Below are 20,874 nucleotides of genomic sequence, written 5' to 3' on the forward strand. Positions count from 1 at the left end.
TTATATCATTGTCCGCGGCAAATGGGCAATAGTGGAAAGGTAAACACTATTGCTCAACAAAGTATCGAATAGGAGCTCATTAAAATGATGGTCGCGTGTCTTGTTTAGCCAAACGAGATCGGTTTTCTTCCTGTATCTGCATCTTTTCTGTTTTTTCGATTCCGATTACGTTTTTTCTTTTTTTCTGGTTCAGTAGGCTCAGGAGTAGATTCAGTTCTTTGAACTGGTATAGCGTCGGGCGAGAGCGTGAGTAGGTAATCATCGCCATCGAAGTGTAAATTATCGCCAGAGTACATTTTTTTACGCTTAACGGTACAAATTGCATCGTTGACGGCAATGTAGCCTTCGCCAATGAGCATTTTTGCTTGTCCACCAGTCTCAACAAGATCAAGCACTTTGAGTAAATTACATAGCTCAATCGGCTCTTCTTCTAGCTCTACTTCAATATAGTCAATCGGTTCATTAGACATTTACACAGCTCCTATTCAATTTGCGACAGTATACCGCTGGATACGGTGGGTCACGAAACTTTTTATCTGTTTTTGTGGTCTTTAACTTAAATGCCGTAATTGTTGTGTATCTTGCTATACAACTGGATTAGGTGCCAGAGCGTATTGCGTTATGTTATGAGGGTTAAATCATTATGGGTATTCGTTCAACGTTAAAGAAAGAGTTGATGAATTTAGATGCGACAGATCTGATGACCGCAGATGATGTGCGTAATTATTTAAAATTACACTTTGCTCGCGTTAAAAATAAAAGTGTACAAAGCTTTAATTTAATCTCACATTTCAATGAATATCACAGCCAAATTGTGTCTGGGGCACCAACGAAGAAAGTCACACTTAATTATACTCGACATCGTTTATTTAAGGATGTGCTGTACCCAAAAAAATCAGTCCAGCAATGGGCTAAGCAGCATGATCTCGACGGTTAAATCACGCGCACTCACTTGAACTTAGTGACTTTGTTACTGTTTTTGATATCATGGATTACATTTGTAATTTATAGTGTCACAAAACAGGTTAAATATGAAAGTGTTATTAGGAAAAATGGGGCTCGTTATGTGGCTACTTTTTTGCATCGGTTGTCACGCTCCTAAAATGCATGTTTTCTATAGTGGACTCGATAAAGCTCAATGGGTTGAATTGACTAAGAAGCTCGACCGTGAGGGGTTCACTTATCTGCCGAACTCGCATTTAGGAGGCACAGAATATCGTCACCCGACATTGGTATATTTCCCAAGCGATCTCACTACGGAATTTGTAGAGAAGTTAACCGTTGTGGTAAAGTCGTTGGGGTTTGAGAGGTTAGATGTAAACGTCTTTAATCGCCATAAACACTTTTATTCTAAAGGAAACTTAGGGTTATATTTTCCAATCCAGAATAAGCAAACGGCTTTCCCTAATTTATTATATTCGGCTGATTGTGACTACGCAGATAGTCGCCTAACTTTATTAGCAAGTGGTCGATGGCGCGCATTTAGCCGAGATATTTCCCCTTATATTGAAGGAAAGTGGCAGTATCATGCGCCCTATTTGACGCTGATTTATGCAGGCACACATGGTGAGTTTCAGCAGGTTTATGAAGCACAGCAGCATCAGGTGATCACGTTACAAGGGCCTAAAAAGGCAACAACTTATCAAGTCTTAGGGCATAACTCATATCCCCTTGCCCTGTTTAATTGTAACCTTCAAATCATTTTCGCTGAGTAGCTTGTTAAGACTTTGGTAAGCTTTTTGTAGCGAGTTCTAACAGTGGTAAGCTTTGTTTAACCGCGGTAATATTGGGTTTAAACGGTATCGTCGTATTATCTACTTGAGTGATCACTGGGTATTCTGCTAATGAGTTCGCATAGACACTTTGTGTTTCTGGGGTCAGTAAAAATGCAATAAACATTTGCGCATGTTTTTTATTAGGAGCATGTTTTGCAATCGCAGCGGTTGTTGTGGAAATGGGCGTACTGCCATTTGCTGTGAGCATATAATGAATATTAAGTTTATTGGCAAGATCACGATCACGTTTATTATTTGATTGCTTCATCATGGTCCAATAATAATGATTAGCCAGTGCAAACTGACATTGGCCCCGAGCAAGTGCGCGCAGTTGATCTCTATCTCCACCGGTTGGTCGTTTTGCCAGCAAGGTATTTGCAGTCGGTAGCCAAGCAATATCAGATTTCGCATTGGTTGCAAACAAAGAAGCAGCGAGCATTTTATTATAACTATGTTGCCACTCTCGGACACAAAAAGTACCCTTATATTGTTCTTGAGTTAGAGAGCCATAGTGTATTGGTGGGGTGAGTTTTGCACCTTTTCGACTAAATAGAGCACGAGTGCGCATTGAAATACTTACCCACATACCTTCATCATCTTTTAACTCATTTGGGATATGCTCCCACTGTGACAATTCGGGTATGGGCTGTAATAGACTCTTGTGATCATGGAGTTGAATGAGGTCAGAGCTTAGTACGACATCAGCCAAAGAGCTATCACCATCTTGCTTTAACCGTGAAAGCAGATGTTTGGATTTACCATTAACGACGTTCACTTTTATGTTGTGCTGTGCTTCAAATTTTTTGATCACAGGCTCTATCAGTTCATATTTACGAAATGAATAGACATTTAAATGTGCTGACTGGGCAAATATTGGTGTACTTTGTATCAATATAAGGGAATAAAGTAAAAGTTTGCTTTTCTTCATTGTAAATAAGAACTATTATCAGGTGTGTATAGAATACAACGTCAATTACATATGTCTATAGTTACGCCGATTATTTCAGTTTTACGCTCTCCAGTGCAATTTGGTGCTTTTTGCTTTTTGCTTTTTGTCTCAGCTATGCTTTATGTCGGCTTTTTGCTGAATAATTATTATCAACAGCAAGAACGACAAACGTTACAGCAGCAACTATCTCAGTATCATCATCAGCTTGATACTAAACTCGCTTATGTAGGTCATTTACTTTATTCCATTGATGCCTATCTAGATGATGGCTTTAAAATGGACTTATTTAACCAAGTCGCGCAATCCCAATTACCTGGAGGAGATGTCGAATTACGTTTAGAAATGTATCGGATCATCAAACCTGAACAAGTACAAAGTATTGAACTATTACAGCGTCAACTTGGTTTTTTCGATTACACGGTGCGTCTACAAGGGCAAATAAGCACGCATTATCTTACTCTCATGAATGTGGCGCCCTTAGCTGACTATGGGCATACAATGGGAGATAGCTTGGCGTTTAGCGATGCGCAAATTGATATGTTATATGAGCATCAAAGCTTGATGGCGGTGAATTGGTCTGATCAGGATAAATGGACGCTGTTACTACAAAGACCTGATCATCAAGGAGCGTCATCCGTGCTGGGCTTAAGCTTTGAGCTGCCCATTTTACTGGAAGGCTTATTCGGTCACATTTATCAAACCAGCCAGCAGCATGTAAGAGTGTATACGGAGCAACAAGAACTCTTTAATTCTGATTGGCAAAATAATTATGATCTTGCTCACAGGAGTGTTGGTGCAAATCAAACGATCGACTTTTATGGTCAAAAGCTGACTCTTCAACTCTATAGTCACAAGCAGTTATCCCCTAGCTTATTAGAGAACCGACAGCTAATGATTGCGGGGTTTATTACCGTTGCATGTTTGTGTGCTTGGTTAGTCTGGATGCAGCTTCGTTATTTAGTATCGCGCAACAACGTGATTAATAAAATTGTGATTGAGCGCACAACGAGCTTGGCACAAGCAAATGACCGTTTAAGTATTGAATCAGACAAACGTTTAGCGGCACTACAGCAGCAAATTAGTGCGGAAAGAAAGTATAAGAGCTTGTTTTTAAATAGCAGTGAAGGACTGTTTGTTTTAGATACGCATGGACAATTAGTTGATGCCAACCCTGCATTTCGTCGTTTACTTCTGGGCAATGAAAACCAGCAATTAGGTGCATATTTGAGTCAGTATATCGTCGATGATGAGTTTGCCAAACAATGGCAAAAGATCATTGACCATAAATCACGACATGATGAATTGGAGTGGTTGGCGCAAGTAGAAAGTGCTGACAGTATTTGGCTTAGGCAAACTGGAAGCTGGCTGCATGGACCTAGTGGCACACTATATGAAGGGAGGGTAACAGATATTACCCAGCTCAAGTTGTTTAATGAGCAACTTAAATATAAGGCACAGCACGACAGTTTAACGGACTTATTCAATAGGCAAACTTTTTTAGGTTTGGTTGAAGCATGTCGCAGTGCCTCTGTAAAGCAATATGTCCTTTTATATATTGATTTAGATCGCTTTAAATTAATCAATGATACTTTGGGGCATTTGGCTGGGGACAGATTGCTCGTTGAGTTTGCGACACGGATGCGGACATTACTCGGTAGCTTCTCCGACATTGCGCGCTTAGGCGGGGATGAGTTTGCTGTACTGATAGAACTCGATAAATTGCCGATGCCGTTAGAAGGTATACTAGAAGATATTCTCGTTGAAGTGCGTAAGCCTTTTGTATATCAACAACAAAGTCACAGTATCAGTGGCAGTGTGGGGGTGAGACGATTCACCGTACCATGTGTAAATTATGAGGCAGAAAAATTATTACATGATGCTGATATAGCTATGTATGAAGCGAAGAAAAGAGGAAAAAATTGCTACTATATTTATAGCTCAGCCATTGCCTGTGAAGCATCAAGAAAACTACGAATAGAACGTGCCTTGCATGATATTGATTGCGATGGTGAATTAAGTCTGCAATTTCAACCTATATATTGTTGCGAAGGACGACGATTACGCGGATTTGAAGCGTTATTGCGTTGGCATAGCACTGAGCTTGGTTTTGTGAGTCCTGCTGAATTTATTCCCATTGCAGAAGAATGCGCCAAAATAAATATGCTCGGCCAATGGGTATTTAAAAATGCGGTTTCTTTTATGCATGAATGTGGTGAGCATGACTTATTTATGAGTGTCAATGTTTCACCCTTACAAATACAAAGCGGCTCATTTGTACCTTGGCTTATTGAGCTGTTTTCTCACAATCAAGTTGAGCCTGGACAGTTTAAAATCGAGCTGACTGAATCGGCCATGATGATGACAGAAGATAGTTTAGTCGAGCCGTTAGAGCAACTTCATGAGCTTGGGTTTGGTATTTACATTGATGACTTTGGGACGGGCTTTAGTAGCTTGGCGCGCTTGAATGCATTACCTGTAACCGGTTTAAAAATAGACAGAGCATTTATTGAAGGCATAGAGAATATGGGCAGTGCTCGACAGCTCATTGAAGCCATCTGTGCAATTGCAAAAAGCTTTGATTTAGTTGTTACAGCCGAAGGGATAGAAACACCTGAGCAGTTAGCGGTACTGAGTAAATTACATTGCCAGCAAAGCCAAGGTTATCTAATGAGCAAGCCGTTGGTTCGGGGACGTGCTGTTTCCTTAGTTATGCAGGTTAATAGCGCACCTTATCTAGAGTTAGTGACTTAACCTGCTTTTAACGCTTTATTTAATGATAATAAAACCATTAAGGCACGGTATTTTGTGTTTTACTTGTCTGCTTTTAATGGGCGGACATAGACTCTTTTTAATCCAGAAGCGCACAATGCACCAGTGGGGAAAATATTTGTTGCCAACAATGTGTGTGCTCTTGATTTTACTAACGCTTGAAATGCGGATACATCATTTTTACAGCAGTAAAATTTAAGCGCTTGCGCTGATAATAATATTCAGAGATTAAGCTCCCATGGATTAATATAATAGATACATCACGGTTTATTGTGCAGGCTTTTTCTGTAAGGCGGATTCCGCCAATCGGGAGCTTGCGATTGGCGTAGGGACCTTGATGATATTTTATACTTCCCCATTACAATATCGACTCGTTCACCTTCAGCATCTAGCATTCTCATGGCTACATGTTTTAATCCTCGGTGACTGGGCATAAAGATAACATGGGGCGCAATGTTTCAAGGGCGATAAATTTCACGCATTATGGCGACAACTTGTTGTTGGCCAAATTGATATGATAAAGCTCACTTGCATTGATGATATAAGGCTTTGCAGAGCTCAGGGGCAGTACCAAAATGCATTTCATTTAAAAGTGTATTTATTTAAAAAAACTTACTAAAACATAGCAGGTATATGAATAAATAGCGTTACGTTTTGGCTTGAATTTATAGGTGTATAGTTCAAAAATTTAAGTGCTGATGAGAGGCGTTTAAGTATTTTTATATTGGCTTAATTAATCTAAAAAGGAAGTAATATGAGCAAACATGTTCTGATCACGGGTGCTAACAGAGGCATTGGTTTGGAGTTTTGCAAGCAGTACGCTAATGCTGGTTTTATCGTGACAGCCGTCGTTCGTCAGTCATCTTCAGAATTAGACAGTATTAACAATATCCGAGTTATAACAGGTATTGATGTCAGCTGTGATGAAGATGTTGCACGCTTGGTGTCTCAACAAGCGGATACGCCAATCGATATTTTAATCAACAATGCGGGCGTATTCAGTAATGAAACGTTAGCCAATATGGATTTTGCTGCGATTGAGCGGCAATTGCAAATAAATGCAGTTGCGCCGATTAAAGTGACCTATGCCCTTCAAGCACATTTAAAAACAGGGGCTAAAGTGGCTATGATCACCAGTCGTATGGGTTCTATTAGTGATAATAGTTCAGGGGCTTATATTGGGTATCGCATGTCAAAAGCAGCGTTAAATGCAGCCAGTGTGAGTTTAGCGCATGAGCTTAAACCGAAAGGTATCGCTGTTGGTTTGTTACACCCGGGTTTTGTACAAACGGCGATGGTGAACTTTGCCGGGGATATTTCTGCTGAGGTCGCTGCGCAGAGGTTGATCATGCGTATTGAAGAGTTGAACCTAGAGAATACAGGCGGATTTTGGCATTCAAACTCCGACGTGTTGCCTTGGTAGTGTTGTAAATGTGACTGAAAACGTAAATCACGCAAGGTTGAGGTTATTTATGCTAATATGAGTGCAATTGTTTGTGCTCATATTATCGGAAAATTATGGAATTATCACAAGATACCCCACTGTCTTTACCTTTATTTTTGCTCAATGATGAGATTGAATCTCGCGATATTGAATCACCAGATGTCGTTTTAAATGTTGTGTTAGACGAGACGTTACTGGCGAATTTATGTCAAAATCCGAGTACTGAGCAGAGCGTCAGCATTACGTTGGAGCAGTATCAATTAGAGGTGTTAACGTCGGCTTTTTCTGGGCTGCTAGAAAGTAGCCATCAAGCGCAGCTACTATTAAATCATGGCCCTGTGTTAAGTGCGGTTTTGAGTAATGACGCTGAGCAAATGTTCATCTCGCCACCAATGGAAATGATGCCAACGTTTGATTTAGGTGAAGAAGTCGGGGAAGAGTAATGCGACAGCGCCTTTGGACATTATTACTCGCAGTCGTAATTTTATCAGGGTGTGCGGCAATTGGTTTTAGCAAATATGATGATTTATTTGGTAAAGCACAGCCGCAGGCTAGGATAAGCAGTAATAAGCAAGGTTTGGGGGCGCAGTATTTAACGTCGGTAAAGCCTGTTCTAGATACGCGTTGTGTTGTATGCCATGGTTGTTACGATGCACCCTGTCAGCTCAAATTAACGTCTCCCGAAGGGATTGATAGAGGGGTTAGTAAAGAGCGGGTTTATGATGGTACTCGGTTATTGGCACAAACACCTAGCCGCTTATTGTATGATGCAAAAGACACGCAGACGTGGCGTGATAAAGGTTTTACACCTGTTTTAAATGAACGGGTGCAAACAGAACAAGCGAACTTAATGGGCAGTGTGCTTTACAATAGTTTGCTACTCAAAATACGCAACCCTATGCAACAACAAGGGGTACTCGGCAGTGAGTATGATTTCTCGCTAGATCGAACGCAAAGTTGTGCCAATATGGATGAATTTGCGACACTGGCTCAACGGCAACCGCATGGCGGTATGCCCTATGGGTTACCTGCAATATCCCCGAGCGAATTTAACACACTAGCGACTTGGCTGCGCAGTGGTGCGAAAATGGCGCACATTGGACCTGCAAGCGATTTTGAAAAAAAGCAAGTGAGCCAATGGGAAGCATTTCTTAATCAAAGCCCATTCAAGTATCAATTGTCGGCACGCTATATTTATGAACATTGGTATTTGGCCAATATTTATTTTCCGAGTGAAAATACACAGCGTCCCGTTAACTTTTTTAAGCTGGTGCGCTCAAAAACACCACCTGGGCAAGACATTGAATTAATAGCGACGCGGCGTCCGTATGATGAGCCTAATACATCGCGAGTCTATTATCGATTGATGCATGAACGCAGTACCATTTTAGCTAAAACACACATGCCGCTGGCGCTAAATGGTCATAAAATGCGGCGTTTGTACGAGCAGTTTATCGCTGCGGACTATCAGGTCGACTCCTTACCCAGTTATCAGCCCAAGATCGCTTCAAACCCGTTCAAAGCTTTTGCACAGATCCCTGTTAAATCTAAATACCAATTTATGCTGGATGAAGCAGAGTTGATCATCAAAGGCTACATCAAAGGCCCTGTGTGTCGTGGTCAGGTTGCTTTAAATGTGATCAATGACCATTTTTGGGTCGCGTTTGTTGACCCAGATAAAAATAGCTCAGCGCAGGTGAGTGAGCTATTACTGACTCACGATGATTCACTGGCATTGCCTGCATCAGATCAAAGTAATGTACTGCCTATATCGAGTTGGACTAAATATGCGGCGCATCAACATGATTACTTGAAAGCAAAAACAGCATTAGCAAATAAACTGTTGGCGCAGCGTAATAAGTTAACGTTGGACTTATTATGGCAAGGAGAGGGGCACAATAAAAATGCGGCTTTAACGGTATTTCGTCATTTTGATAGTGCCACTGTGGTTAAAGGATTTATTGGGCAGCAGCCTAAGACCATGTGGGTGTTAGATTATGCACTATTTGAACGTATTCATTACTTGCTGGTGGCTGGGTTTGATGTCTATGGCAATATTGGGCATCAATTAAATACTCGTCTGTACATGGACTTTTTACGCTTAGAAGGAGAGCAAAACTTTATTAATTTGCTGCCTAAACAAGCTCGGAAACACGTAAAGCAGCACTGGTATCGTCGTTCGCATATTAGTTTAAGTGAGTTCATTAATCGCAACGCTTTATGGGGAGCACAGACAGATATTGAATATGTTACTGACACGCCCAAAGACGAGTTAATGACAAAGATGGAGCAATACTTAGCCCCGATATTGAGTAAAGAATACGACTACCAAGCTGTGCCTGAGCTGTTTAACGTCCTTAACAATATACCTAGTCAAGCCGTTAATTTACTACCACAGGTGTCATTTATCTTACAGCAAAATAAAGAGGGAAATGGGCATAGCGCGTACACGCTTATCCATCATAATGCGCATTACAATATTTCGAGCTTATTAAATGAAACGGGGCAACGTGCCTACCATGAAGATACAGCAACGTTAGTACCTGGATTTATAGGGGATTACCCTGAGGCTATTTGGTATTTACCTAATGAAGCGCATGCTGAGCAATTTGTGTCACGGATTCAGCAAATATTAAATGAAGCGCAGTATGCCGATTTAAAAGCGGACTTTGCGATTCGTCGTACACACCCTCAATTCTGGCAATACAGCGATCTTTTGCATAAAGTGGCAAAAGAATATCGTGGAATTGAGCATGGTGTATTTGACTACAATCGTTTAGAAAACCGCTAGTTCAATGTACTAGCGGTTTTAAATATAGCTTATAGCGCGCTGGCTGCTTTCACTGCTGCTAGTAAAACTGACTCATCTAAGCGCACTTTGTAATTTGGATTAGCATATTGGAATTGCACCAGCCCTTTTTTATCAATCACAAATACTGCTGGCACAGGTAATGCGACTTTGCTCTGACCGTCTAAATCAACAAAGTTGACTCCCATACGATCGCGATATGCTTTGGCTGTTTTATCATCTAAAAAGTAGGCCAATCCCAATGCTTGCGTAAATGCCAGTTTGTCATCTGATAGTAACTGGTAGTTGGGGGAGCCTATTTTGCTTTTTGCCAGCTCTGCAGGGCTGTCTGGTGCCACTGCAATAATTTGCGCACCATATTGTGCAATTTGGCTTTCAATTTTTTTTATGCCAGCAAGTTGGCGAGAGCAATATGGGCACCAGCCTCCGCGATAGACCACCACAACGGTGGCTTTATTTGCATAAAGGTGCTCTAAATTTACCGCTTTATTACTTTGGTTCATAAGGGTAAGCTTTGGCGCGCTTAGTCCAGGTAATAGGGGGCTTACTAGTTCAGGAGATGAAGCAATGTTGGTGATTTGAGCGGCATTTGCTGAGTGAATATTCACTAGGGCCATGACTATCATAGATATTACAGTAAAAAAACGCATAGAACTCTCATTCTTAAATTAGTGAACAGTATTAGAACGGACAAGTGGCGAATTTCTTTCAGTGGGGTATCATATTGCCTTTGAAATGATCATAGAGAGAGCACAATGTCTGCCAATGTCACTAAACTGGTTGTAATGCTAGAAATGCAAAATGCCATGAACACTAAAGTTCATGAGCAATGGTTTAATCAAGGGTTTGATTGGTATCGTGCTATCTGGGTTGAATGTGCCGAAATGCTGGACCATTACGGCTGGAAGTGGTGGAAAAAACAAACGCCTGATACAGAACAAGTGATTCTAGAGCTTGTCGATATTTTCCATTTTGGATTATCACTGCGCATTGATGGAAAAACCTCATACCAAGCGCTTGCAGAGCAGCTTGATACACAATTACAGCAACCTCAGTGTGGTGCTGATTTTAAGCAAACATTAGAGCAACTCGCTGCTTCTGCTGTCGCTGAAAAAACATTCAATGCGCAAGCATTTGCGGGTTGTATGCAGCAAATTGATATGAGTATTGACGATTTATACCGGGGTTATGTGGGTAAAAATACGCTCAATTTTTTCCGTCAAGATCATGGCTACAAAGACGGCACATACATCAAAGTGTGGAACGGCCAAGAAGATAATGAACATTTAGTTGAAGTGGTCAAAAGTCTCGATACAGAGCACCCAGACTTTGCGAAGAACGTCTATGCTGGACTAGTCGCACGCTACCCAAGCTAATTTAGTGATCAGTTAATGGTAATAGAGTACGGTAATCTGTGATTGCATGGTAGCCAGTAATGTTATTTGCTGGCTGCTGACTATCCGGATTTGCCACCGCTAATAAGTGGGCAATACCATATTGCTTTGCTGCATCGAGCACAGCTAAACTATCATCAACAAACAAAGTACGGGTTTTATCAAATTGTAGGTCTGCTTGTACTTGTTGCCATAAGCTTTGGCTTTCCTTACTCACACCATATTCATGCGTTGATATTATTTTGTCTAAATACTGATCGAATTGGGTGCGCTCAATCTTTAAGGATAGGCTATCCGGGTGTGCGTTCGTTAATAGAATAAGTGCTTTCCCTGCCGATTTTAACGCGTTTAAAAAAGCGGGTGTGTCTTCACGTATGGTAATTAAATGTTGTATTTCGCGTTTGAGTGCCATTATTGGTAAATCGAGCTGTGCTTGCCAATAATCTAAGCAATACCATTGAATTTGCCCGCCCACGGCTTCATAACGCTTCATTATGTCAGCGGTTGCTTCAGCCAGCGTGATATTTTGTTTTTTGGCATGCTCACGTGGGATAACGGTTAACCAAAAGTGGCTGTCGAAGTGTAAATCAAGTAGCGTTCCATCCATATCAAGTAAAACGGTATCGATATTTGACCAATTTAGCATAGGCATTTTTCGTTAAAGGCTTTATGATTAAGTTACCGTTATCTTAGCAAAAAAATGCCTATGTCACAGAAAAAGCACCCGTCACCGCCCGAGATCATAACTTGTGAAGTTGTGGCCAAAAGTAAACTATTCACCATTGAGTCTCTTGATTTACAATTTTCTAATGGAGAAAACCGTACTTATGAACGTGTACGCGGCGGTGGGCGCGGTGCTGTGATGGTGATCCCAATCACCGCTGACAATGAGCTCTTATTAGTTAGAGAGTATTGTGCGGGCACGCACAACTATCAATTAGGGTTCCCGAAAGGGCTTATTGACCCTGGTGAAGTACCGGTTGAGGCGGGTAACCGAGAGTTAAAAGAAGAAGTGGGTATGGGGGCAAAGCAGTTTTCTGATCTGAAAACGTTGTCGTTAGCTCCGAGTTATTTTAACGCAAAGATGCATATATTAGTGGCGCAAAATTTGTACCCAGAGTCGTTAGAAGGTGATGAGCCTGAAAAGCTGGTGGTGGTCAAATGGCCGATAGGTGAATGGCAGTCGTTATTAACACAGCCTGACTTTACTGAAGCACGCAGTGTTGCTGCCTTATTACTACTTCAGCAGTTTTTAGCCTCGGAGGCGTGATTTTGCATACATTATTAGAGCCTTGTATAAAATTAGCGGAACAAGCTGGCGCAGCCATTATGGCTATCTATAAAAATGATGACATCGGTGCCCGCGAAAAGTCAGACCACACGCCGGTCACATTAGCGGACATTGCTGCGAATGATGTCCTTATGGCTGGATTAAAGCATTTGACCCCTGATATTCCCATTATGTCGGAAGAAACTCCTATTCCTGCATTATCAGAGCGCCAACATTGGCAGCGGTACTGGTTGTTAGATCCTCTAGATGGGACAGGGGAGTTTATTCTAGAAAGTGGCGATTTTGCGGTGAATATTGCCTTAATTGAGAATAATGAACCTGTGTTAGGGGTGATTTATTGGCCAGTGAAAAATACAACCTATTATGCTTTAAAAGATGCTGGTGCGTTTAAGCGAGCCGATGGCAGTGAGCAACAGATATACGTGTCACAACCCAGTAATTTGACACTGGCGGTGAGCCGCAGACAAAACCTAGCCGTGGTAAGCCAATTTGTAGAGAATCAATTTGACACGGTACCTATGGGCTCTTGTTCACTGAAAGCCTGTATTATTGCTGAAGGTAAAGCAGATTGTTTTTTGCGAGTCGGCCCTACGGGGGAATGGGATACCGGCGCGTCACAAGTGATTGTTGAAGAAGCGGGTGGGTGTATTACTGATGCTGAATTTAACCCGCTAACTTACAATCAACGAGATAGTATTGAAAACCCTGATTTCATAGTGATGGGTCATGCCGATTGGCCGTGGCGCACAATCATCACACCACACACACGCACTAAAGAGTAAAAAATGGTCAATAGAGACCAAAGTTGCGCAGTAACCTTATAAATAAGCGTGTTTAGTGTAAATTAAGTACTTAAATACTTGCATTTAAAATAGAATCCTATACTATAGCGACCTCTTCGAAAGACAAGTTATTTAAACTGGTTTTTTGAGAGTTAAGTTTAAGATTTTATAGCTTAAACTACAGGCGCGGGATGGAGCAGCCTGGTAGCTCGTCGGGCTCATAACCCGAAGGTCGTCGGTTCAAATCCGGCTCCCGCAACCAATTCTTTTTATAAGTTTGGTAGCCAAAGTTGTTATGTAGAGCAACTTAAAACAAGTTCTGCAATACAGGCGCGGGATGGAGCAGCCTGGTAGCTCGTCGGGCTCATAACCCGAAGGTCGTCGGTTCAAATCCGGCTCCCGCAACCAATTCCTGTATTTTAAATCTAAAACTCCTTATCTTAAATATCGCTTTCTTAAAGCGATGTCTTTCCTGATTTTTTCTAAATTACGTTTAAGTTTACAGAAAACCACCTGCATGACTATTTAAAATGAAGTGAGTATAGGCAACAATAACCTCATCATTGCCTTATAAAAACGCTAGAATTGACGAGCGTACTCTTCAGCTTGCCGCCATACACGAAGTGTGTTTCCCCCTAAGATCTTTTTAATTTGACCTTGGCTATATCCTCTATCTAATAATCCTTGCACTAGATTGGGATAGGTAGATACGTCTTTCAAACCAACCGGTAAAGAGTCGCCGACTCCATCATAATCAGACCCAATGCCCACATGATCAATGCCAATGAGTTTAACAACATGATCAATGTGATCTAGCACTTGTTCTAACGTAGCGAATGGGAATGGGTTTTTCGCGCGGTAGGCTTCTGCAAAGTTGGTGCTTACAGTACCCTTTTCTTGCGCCTCTTGACGAGCTTTATTGCGTCCGTCGTACCAGTTTCTTGACGTGGCGGTGACAAAACTAGAGCCAAAGTTAATTTGGATAACGCCGCCATTTTTCTTTAAAGCTTTTAGCATTTTATCATCCATATTTCGCTCAAAGCCGGGTGTATATTTGCGTAAAGAAGAGTGAGAAGCAATAACTGGTACTTTAGATATTTCCATGGTTTGGTAAAAAGCAGCATCAGAAATGTGTGATACATCAATTAACATACCAATCTTATTCATCTCAACCACGAGCTCTTTACCAAATGGGCTCAGCCCTTTCCATTTTCTACGTACATCGTACGACGAATCTGATATATGGTTACTTTGCGAATGTGCGAGGGTAATATAACGTACCCCACGGTTAAAGAAATGCTTAAGGTTACTTAGCTCTCCTTCAATCGGTGAGCCATTTTCCATTCCCATCGCAATAGACATTTTCTTTTGTCTAAAGTGGCTGTGGATATCTTTTGTTGAATAGGCAATTGCGAACTTATCTGGTGCGCGAAATGCTAAAGCTTCCATACCATCAATTAATTGGTTTGCCAGTAAATAGCTTTTCCCTTTGCCCTCAAATTCTAGGTTAGCAGGAATATAAATTGACATAAAGGGCGCATTTAAGCCGCCTTGTACTGCTCTTGGGTAATCAAAGTCACCACCGTCTGTTGCTTTAGTTACATCATCCCATTGCATTTTTAAACGATACGGTACGTCAATGTGTGTATCGATGAGGATATTTTGTTGTGCAAGACGGTGAGCAAGTTCAGATGCTTGATAATCTTTAGCTTGTGCACCTGAAACTACCAATGCCAAAGCGCAAAGAGAATAGCGTAAGGTCATGATTTTGCCTATATAGTTTAGTTTTCATGACTAGACTATAACTGAAAAGTAAAGCGGTAAAAACTTTCTTATGAGTAATCTTCACTTTGCATGGCATTAAATTGGGCTTTAGTCACTATATTGACGGATTCATGCAACTCAGAGAATACAATTAAAGCCTCTCCTGAAACAAGCAAGGCCTTAACGTGCTCCATTTTTTGCTCAGTAGAGAACTCTTGTTCACCATAGTCAGTACCTTCACGCAATACATAATGTTCTAGCAGGTTTGAGAGCGTACTAGGGTCGAGCTGCTGATGGGGAATGATCATTGAGATTTGTCCGTAACTTTAAGAGAAGAGAAATAATGTGGCACGATTTGTTCAAGCCAAAACTGAGGTTTTAATGGGTTTTTTCCGCCAATGAAACCAACATGCCCACCTTGTTCAGATACCGCCAGTTTAACAGAATCGCTAACTTGATCTTGATCAGGAATTGCCTGTGTAGAAAGCATGGGATCATCTTTGGCGTGGATCAACAGAGTCGGGGTCTGAATCGTTTTTAGATAAGATTGGGCACTGGCCTTCTGATAATAATCTTCCGCGCCTTTAAAACCATGTAGAGGGGCGGTAATTAGGTTATCAAACTGCCACAGGTCATTTAGGTTGTTCAGCGTATTTTTATCTATTGGTAATACACTTTGAATAGTTGGTAGCTTTCGAGAGAATGATTTTTTCATTCTATCAAGCAGGTATTTTTGGTATAGACCATAGCAGCTTTGCCTGATCACTTGGCAAGAAGATGACAGGTGGTAAGGGGCTGAAATCACCGCTGCGCCAGATAAACCACTATTTTGCTGCTGTTCACCTAAATACTTTGCTAGCACATTTCCGCCTAAGGAAAAACCGACGGCGTAGAGTGGGCTGTCAACATAGCGTTGCTTTAATGTTTGTACTAGGTAAGCTAAGTCACTTGTCTCGCCACTGTGATAAGCTCTGGCTAATTTATTGGGCGCGCGTGAGCAGTTTCGAAAATGCATTAGGACGGTATTAAAGCCATGATTACTCAGTGCATTCAACATACCTTTGGCATAAAAGCTATTAATATTACCTTCTAAACCATGCAAAATAATGGCAATAGGTGCTTTGTTTTTTTTCTGTGGTGCCCATGCTAGCTCAAGAAAGTCGCCATCTGGCGTATTCAGCTCTTCAAAGCACACCGGGACTTTATAAAAAGGTCTAAAGAAACGCGGCAGTATCGTTTGCACATGTCTATTGTGCATCCACCATGCACTTTTAAATGAGTAGTCCATAAAACATCTTGCTATCAACGGGTCAATTAGTTTAACAAAAAACACTGTGGCTGTTGAGGATTATATAAGCGAAATCGCAGCTAATAAAAAGCACCCGACTAACTAGGTCAGTAAGGTGCTTTGTGCGTCGTGCTTAATTCTTTAATGTTGGGAATTGACGGTTTATTTATGCACTGAATAACACTGCTATTGTTCAGGCACCTTAGCATCGTTTATTTTTTTCATAAAATAATACACATAGAAAAGACACAGGCCGATAACAATCGCTAAAAACCCGAATGATAAAAATAAGACTGGGTCAGTAAAAAAGTCTCTGAAGAATACGCTCATTGCCGTGCCTCCTAATTAGTTGATGTACTCATATTAGTCGAGTAAGGCTGAGCAAATGATGATCAAGATCAAGTTTATTAGGTGCGGTGTAGGGCTTAGTCGGACACTTTGATCTCGATCATGTTTTTGGGCCTAAATAGCACTGTTTAAGTGCATTCAGGTGCTGACTTTCAAGATATAGGCTGAGGTTATCTGCTGTTAAATTCTCAGCCATAACGGCCTTGTTTAATGCGTCAATTAATAGTGATTGTTGAAACTTTTCAAGTGCTAACTCACTATTGAGTAATTGAGCCCGAATATCGTGATAATGAGGGTGCTGATGGTAGGTTGATTTCAAGGTACGGCGAAATAAACGATGCTGCGTTAAAAATTGCGCATCGATATCACCACAAATATTTTCCAGCACATGACACTGAGTAGCTGAAAGCTGTATTTGAAGCGTATCCAAATACAGTAACAGCAAGCATAAATTGACATTCTTATTGTGTTTGTCTTGCAATGACAACAGCTGAGGTTGCATATCTTTCATTGCATAGACTTCACAAGAAAACAGCCAGAAATGTGCCGCTGAAAGCACCTTCATGCATCAACGCCTTCTTCAAATGCGCGCTCTTTTTCTTCTAGCTCCTCTAATGACAACAGTAAGTCTTCTTCAATTTTATTAAGCTTTGGGGTAACGTCGGCTTGTTGGCTAAGCAGTATCGTCAATTTGGCTTTATTATCGTCATGATAAAGGTCGTTGTCAGCCAGCTGTAGTTCAATTGCAGATAGTTCATCCGTATATTTATCCAGTGACTTCTCTAATTTTTCTATTTGCTTTTTAAGCGGTTGGACAGATTTTCTGAATTCGGCTTCTAGGCGTTTTTGTTCTTTACGGTTACTGCTCGAATGACTCTTTGACTCAGCTTCTGGCTTTTTAGTCGCTTCTTTGTTGGCATTGAGTAACCACTGATAATATTCATCCAAATCGTAGCCAAATTGTGTAACAGTACCGTTATCGACTAAATAGTATTCATCAGCAGTATTTTTCAGCATATGGCGATCGTGCGACACCGTCACCATCGCGCCTTCAAACCCTTGGAGTGCCATAACGAGTGCGTGGCGCATTTCGAGATCTAGGTGATTGGTTGGTTCGTCAAGTAGCAGTAAGTTAGGCTTTTGGTACACGAGCATAGCGAGTACTAAACGGGCTTTTTCACCTCCAGAGAAAGGGGCTACTGGCTCTAGGGCTTTATCGCCAATAAATGCAAATCCACCTAAAAAATCTCTTAATGATTGTTCACTGGCTTTAGGATCTAAGCGCTGTAAATGTGTGATGGCATTTGCTTGTAAGTCTAACGATTCTAACTGGTGTTGAGCGAAATAACCGACATTTAGCCCTTGATGCTGAAATACTTCGCCCGCTTGTGGCGTTAATTCGCCGGCCAGTAGCTTAATAAGTGTTGATTTACCCGCGCCATTGCGACCCAGTAAAGCGATGCGACTACCCGGAACAAGGTTTAATTTGATTTTATGTAAGATGGTGACATCGCCATACCCTGCCACGGCGTTATCTAATGTCATTAAGGGGTTAGGCAGTGCGTTGGGCTGTGCAAATTCAAAGTTAAATGGTGAGTCCGCATGGGCGGGCGCCAGTTTTTCCATGCGCTCTAAGGCTTTTACGCGACTTTGGGCTTGCTTAGCTTTGCTCGCTTTGGCCTTAAATCGAGTAATGAATTGTTCTAAATGGGCTATATGTTCTTGCTGCTTTTCAAACATAGCTTGGTGCTGTGCCATTCGTTCTGCTTTTTGACGCTCAAATTGAGAGTAGTGGCCTTTATATACATTGATGAGGTTTTGATCTATGTGCCAGATTTGGTCAACCACTGCGTCCAAAAACTCTCTGTCGTGCGAAATGAGTACCAGCGTGCCAGTGTAAGCGCGTAAAAAGCGCTCAAGCCAATACACTGCGTCTAAGTCTAAGTGGTTGGTGGGCTCATCAAGAAGCAGTAGATCAGCATCGCGAATAAGTGCTTGTGCCAAATTTAAACGCATTCGCCAGCCACCAGAAAAAGCACTCACAGGGTTGTCGATTTGCTCGTTGTTAAACCCCAAACCATGAAGCAGCTCGCCTGCTTTAGATTCAATACTATAGCCTTCAATTAGCTCTAGTTTTTGATGTACTTTGGCTTGCGCTGCACCATCGCCATTGACTTCAGCCTCTTTCAGTGCCATACGGCATTGGTAATACTCGGTATGACCTTGTAATACATACTCAAGGGCGCTTATTTCTAATGCGGGGGTTTCTTGTTTGACTGAGGCGATTGACCAGTCTTTAGGAAATTGAAAATCCCCAGAGTCTAATTGTAATTCACCTTTTAGTAGCGCGAAAAGAGACGATTTACCACACCCATTTGCGCCAACTAAGCCGACTTTATGTTCGGGAAATAAAGTCGCATTGGCATTTTTTAACAGTGTTTTACCACCACGAAGTAATTCAATATCAGACAGCTGGATCATAATTTCAATTCTAAAGACGCATTGTGGCTATCATAACATGATCTGCTTTACCCTTTTCAAGCGTATCATGGTTAGTCGCTTTAGGATAAAATAGCTGGGTTGTAGTATAACCCAGTATTAGGGGAGCAGAGTGAGACAAAAGAAACGATTTATTGCCGGCGCATCTTGCCCAGAATGTAAAAAGATGGATGTGATGATGCTCTTTAAAGAGCATGACGTAGAAAAAGTAGAGTGTGTTGAGTGTGGGCACGTTATGACACAACCAAAAGAAGCGGTACAAGCTTCTACTCGGCAGTTTGAACAAGTGATTGGAGTATTTAAGCCAGAATAAACTCTGGCCTAAACGTATCAATAATGGGGGGGCGGTGGCTCTTGATGCTGAGGTATAAGCCCTGAATCTTGACTTTCTTTCATTTTCTCGCCAATCAATTCAATTTGGCGCTGCATTTTTGCCAAGTGTCTTTGATGCGTGCGCAGTTCATCATTTAAGGTTTCTATCGTATCGTCTTGAAAAGATACTTTAGCCTCAAGTTCCATCACTCTGTTTTCTAAATCGGTCATTAATGGCTCGCTTGCTTAAATCGCTCTAGTAATCCGCTGGAGCTTTCGGTGAGCAGTGCGTTTTCTTGCTCTAAAAATGCGACGTCAAATACGACAGCCGATTTTGGTCTGCTGCCAGCTCTGGGTTCAACCAGCCAAGAATCTAGCTTTTTACCGTTACTTACTTGCCATAAGTCAAGCTGGCGACTGGGAGAGCCGGTTAACAGCAAAGTGCTTTTTTCGCTAAAGCGCACTGCACTGAATATTTTCTGTCGCGCAATATACTGCAATTGTGAAACAAGATCACCTGAAGTCAATTGCCAAATACTGGCTTTTTTTAAACTGTCGGCTGTGAAAGCGTATTGCCCACTGGCATCCAGCGCGACTTTAGTTACTCTACTGGGGTGATTGAAGCGGTGAATGACTTGGCCTGTTCGTGTATCCCAAAAGTAGGCACTGTAATCATTGGCACCGGTGAGTGCAAAGTGGCCATTGGGGGATAACGCAATACTATTAATTTTTTCTTGATGACCAAGGAACTCTATACGTCTACCACTGACTAAGTCTAAGTGAACAACTACGTTGTCACTGCGACCATATAAGACGTGCCGGCCTTGATTGCTAATTGCAATATCACGAATGGTCCCTTGTTTTATTTTAAAGAACCCTTGGTTTTGGCCATTCTGTATATTCCAAATAGCAAAGGTGTTGTTTTCAGCAGTAACAGCAAAGCTATTGTCATAGGCAATAGCGAGCGAATGGACTAAGTTGTTGTGTGTTTGGGATTGGTGCCACTGATATTTTAAACCATGCTCTTGATTATCCCATAGACTAACACCATGTTCTACAGACGAAACTAGGCTATAACGACCGTCATGAGATAAAGCGGCTGCAAAAGCGCCTCGTGCAGCATGCTCAATGGTCAAATCAGATTGATTTGGTGCATCAGAGCAGCCGAGTAAAGTCATAAGTGACAGTAAAGCAGTGGCATGAAAAACATTGGGCATAATATCGGTATTTTCCCTTAACGTCATGTTACTCAAAGGGTAGAATATGTGCTATCTGCCCATTTTAAAGTGATGCATTCTTTGATACTAGCGTATCAACCCGCTAAAGTCGCGTTTACTATACGCTGTTTAGCGTTTGCGTTTGGCATCGACTGCGATGAATGATAATGTGGCTACAATAGATTTAACCATTAATATAATATTAACAGACTACTGTAAGGTAAGTCAGATTA

At 41.5% G+C, this 20,874-nt stretch carries 21 protein-coding genes and 2 tRNA genes; 12 read left to right on the top strand and 11 right to left on the bottom strand.

The annotated features are described in order from the left end of the window. Positions 1-104: 104 nt before the first annotated feature. Positions 105-470 (bottom strand): RNA-binding S4 domain-containing protein, encoded by a 366-nt coding sequence (locus CWC18_RS02330; protein ID WP_138590148.1) that lies wholly within the window; start codon positions 468-470, stop codon positions 105-107. Between the two features lie 173 nt (positions 471-643). On the opposite strand from CWC18_RS02330, the gene CWC18_RS02335 reads away from it, so the two are divergent. Further along, positions 644-937, top strand: coding sequence for a hypothetical protein (locus CWC18_RS02335; RefSeq protein ID WP_138590146.1), 294 nt, complete (start codon positions 644-646; stop codon positions 935-937). Positions 938-1,031: 94 nt separating this feature from the next. Next, the gene (locus tag CWC18_RS02340; protein ID WP_138674628.1) at positions 1,032-1,715 is read left to right on the top strand and encodes a hypothetical protein; all 684 of its coding nucleotides are present in this window, start codon (positions 1,032-1,034) and stop codon (positions 1,713-1,715) included. Positions 1,716-1,719: 4 nt separating this feature from the next. On the opposite strand, the gene CWC18_RS02345 is transcribed toward CWC18_RS02340, so the two are convergent. Further along, positions 1,720-2,586, bottom strand: a complete 867-nt coding sequence (locus tag CWC18_RS02345) for an extracellular solute-binding protein (protein WP_249930072.1) — start codon at positions 2,584-2,586, stop codon at positions 1,720-1,722. Between the two features lie 168 nt (positions 2,587-2,754). Here CWC18_RS02345 and CWC18_RS02350 point away from each other — a divergent pair, with 168 nt between their 5' ends. The 4 genes from CWC18_RS02350 to CWC18_RS02365 all read left to right on the top strand — a co-directional run bounded on the left by CWC18_RS02350 (position 2,755) and on the right by CWC18_RS02365 (position 9,728). Beyond that, positions 2,755-5,475 (top strand): putative bifunctional diguanylate cyclase/phosphodiesterase, encoded by a 2,721-nt coding sequence (locus CWC18_RS02350; RefSeq protein WP_138590140.1) that lies wholly within the window; start codon positions 2,755-2,757, stop codon positions 5,473-5,475. Positions 5,476-6,247: 772 nt separating this feature from the next. Then, positions 6,248-6,916: an SDR family oxidoreductase gene (locus tag CWC18_RS02355; protein ID WP_138590138.1), complete on the top strand. Its 669-nt coding sequence runs from the start codon at positions 6,248-6,250 to the stop codon at positions 6,914-6,916. 95 nt (positions 6,917-7,011) lie between these two features. After that, complete coding sequence (locus CWC18_RS02360) at positions 7,012-7,380, top strand: hypothetical protein (protein ID WP_138590136.1); 369 nt, start codon at positions 7,012-7,014, stop codon at positions 7,378-7,380. Continuing rightward, positions 7,380-9,728 (top strand): fatty acid cis/trans isomerase, encoded by a 2,349-nt coding sequence (locus CWC18_RS02365; RefSeq protein WP_138674629.1) that lies wholly within the window; start codon positions 7,380-7,382, stop codon positions 9,726-9,728. Before CWC18_RS02360 ends, CWC18_RS02365 begins: the two co-directional genes overlap by 1 nt. A gap of 29 nt (positions 9,729-9,757) precedes the next feature. Here CWC18_RS02365 and CWC18_RS02370 read toward each other — a convergent pair whose 3' ends face one another. Continuing rightward, positions 9,758-10,396, bottom strand: a complete 639-nt coding sequence (locus tag CWC18_RS02370; protein ID WP_138590132.1) for a peroxiredoxin-like family protein — start codon at positions 10,394-10,396, stop codon at positions 9,758-9,760. A gap of 105 nt (positions 10,397-10,501) precedes the next feature. On the opposite strand from CWC18_RS02370, the gene CWC18_RS02375 reads away from it, so the two are divergent. After that, on the top strand, positions 10,502-11,122 hold the full coding sequence (locus tag CWC18_RS02375) for a dUTP diphosphatase (RefSeq protein ID WP_138590130.1): 621 nt from the start codon (positions 10,502-10,504) through the stop codon (positions 11,120-11,122). 1 nt (position 11,123) lies between these two features. On the opposite strand, the gene yrfG is transcribed toward CWC18_RS02375, so the two are convergent. Continuing rightward, the gene (gene yrfG, locus CWC18_RS02380; protein ID WP_138590128.1) at positions 11,124-11,786 is read right to left on the bottom strand and encodes a GMP/IMP nucleotidase; all 663 of its coding nucleotides are present in this window, start codon (positions 11,784-11,786) and stop codon (positions 11,124-11,126) included. Between the two features lie 60 nt (positions 11,787-11,846). Between yrfG and nudE the strand changes: the two genes are divergently transcribed. The 4 genes from nudE to CWC18_RS02400 all read left to right on the top strand — a co-directional run bounded on the left by nudE (position 11,847) and on the right by CWC18_RS02400 (position 13,621). Beyond that, complete coding sequence (nudE, locus tag CWC18_RS02385) at positions 11,847-12,410, top strand: ADP compounds hydrolase NudE (protein WP_138590126.1); 564 nt, start codon at positions 11,847-11,849, stop codon at positions 12,408-12,410. Between the two features lie 2 nt (positions 12,411-12,412). Continuing rightward, entirely contained in the window at positions 12,413-13,213 is an 801-nt protein-coding gene (gene cysQ, locus CWC18_RS02390; protein WP_138590124.1) for a 3'(2'),5'-bisphosphate nucleotidase CysQ, read from the top strand. A 185-nt stretch (positions 13,214-13,398) separates the two neighbouring features. After that, positions 13,399-13,475 (top strand) — tRNA-Met (locus CWC18_RS02395). A 69-nt stretch (positions 13,476-13,544) separates the two neighbouring features. Then, a tRNA-Met gene (locus CWC18_RS02400) sits at positions 13,545-13,621 on the top strand. Positions 13,622-13,792: 171 nt separating this feature from the next. Here CWC18_RS02400 and CWC18_RS02405 read toward each other — a convergent pair. The 5 genes from CWC18_RS02405 to CWC18_RS02425 all read right to left on the bottom strand — a co-directional run bounded on the left by CWC18_RS02405 (position 13,793) and on the right by CWC18_RS02425 (position 19,094). Further along, positions 13,793-14,977 (bottom strand): dipeptidase, encoded by a 1,185-nt coding sequence (locus CWC18_RS02405; RefSeq protein ID WP_138592297.1) that lies wholly within the window; start codon positions 14,975-14,977, stop codon positions 13,793-13,795. Positions 14,978-15,045: 68 nt separating this feature from the next. Continuing rightward, complete coding sequence (locus CWC18_RS02410; protein WP_138592296.1) at positions 15,046-15,285, bottom strand: YheU family protein; 240 nt, start codon at positions 15,283-15,285, stop codon at positions 15,046-15,048. After that, positions 15,282-16,265 (bottom strand): hydrolase, encoded by a 984-nt coding sequence (locus CWC18_RS02415; RefSeq protein WP_138592295.1) that lies wholly within the window; start codon positions 16,263-16,265, stop codon positions 15,282-15,284. The genes CWC18_RS02410 and CWC18_RS02415 overlap by 4 nt, the downstream gene beginning before the upstream one ends. Positions 16,266-16,713: 448 nt before the next feature. Next, positions 16,714-17,178 (bottom strand): TIGR02444 family protein, encoded by a 465-nt coding sequence (locus tag CWC18_RS02420; protein WP_138592294.1) that lies wholly within the window; start codon positions 17,176-17,178, stop codon positions 16,714-16,716. Continuing rightward, positions 17,175-19,094 (bottom strand): ATP-binding cassette domain-containing protein, encoded by a 1,920-nt coding sequence (locus tag CWC18_RS02425; RefSeq protein WP_138592293.1) that lies wholly within the window; start codon positions 19,092-19,094, stop codon positions 17,175-17,177. Before CWC18_RS02425 ends, CWC18_RS02420 begins: the two co-directional genes overlap by 4 nt. A 130-nt stretch (positions 19,095-19,224) precedes the next feature. Here CWC18_RS02425 and CWC18_RS02430 point away from each other — a divergent pair, with 130 nt between their 5' ends. Continuing rightward, on the top strand, positions 19,225-19,425 hold the full coding sequence (locus CWC18_RS02430) for a YheV family putative zinc ribbon protein (protein WP_119861550.1): 201 nt from the start codon (positions 19,225-19,227) through the stop codon (positions 19,423-19,425). Between the two features lie 17 nt (positions 19,426-19,442). Here CWC18_RS02430 and CWC18_RS02435 read toward each other — a convergent pair whose 3' ends face one another. Beyond that, complete coding sequence (locus tag CWC18_RS02435) at positions 19,443-19,655, bottom strand: SlyX family protein (RefSeq protein ID WP_010363806.1); 213 nt, start codon at positions 19,653-19,655, stop codon at positions 19,443-19,445. Further along, the gene (locus CWC18_RS02440; RefSeq protein WP_138674634.1) at positions 19,655-20,641 is read right to left on the bottom strand and encodes a WD40 repeat domain-containing protein; all 987 of its coding nucleotides are present in this window, start codon (positions 20,639-20,641) and stop codon (positions 19,655-19,657) included. Before CWC18_RS02440 ends, CWC18_RS02435 begins: the two co-directional genes overlap by 1 nt. Positions 20,642-20,874 lie beyond the last annotated feature (233 nt).

This window comes from Pseudoalteromonas aurantia, from assembly GCF_005886875.1.
Classification (GTDB): Bacteria; Pseudomonadota; Gammaproteobacteria; order Enterobacterales; family Alteromonadaceae; genus Pseudoalteromonas; species Pseudoalteromonas aurantia_A.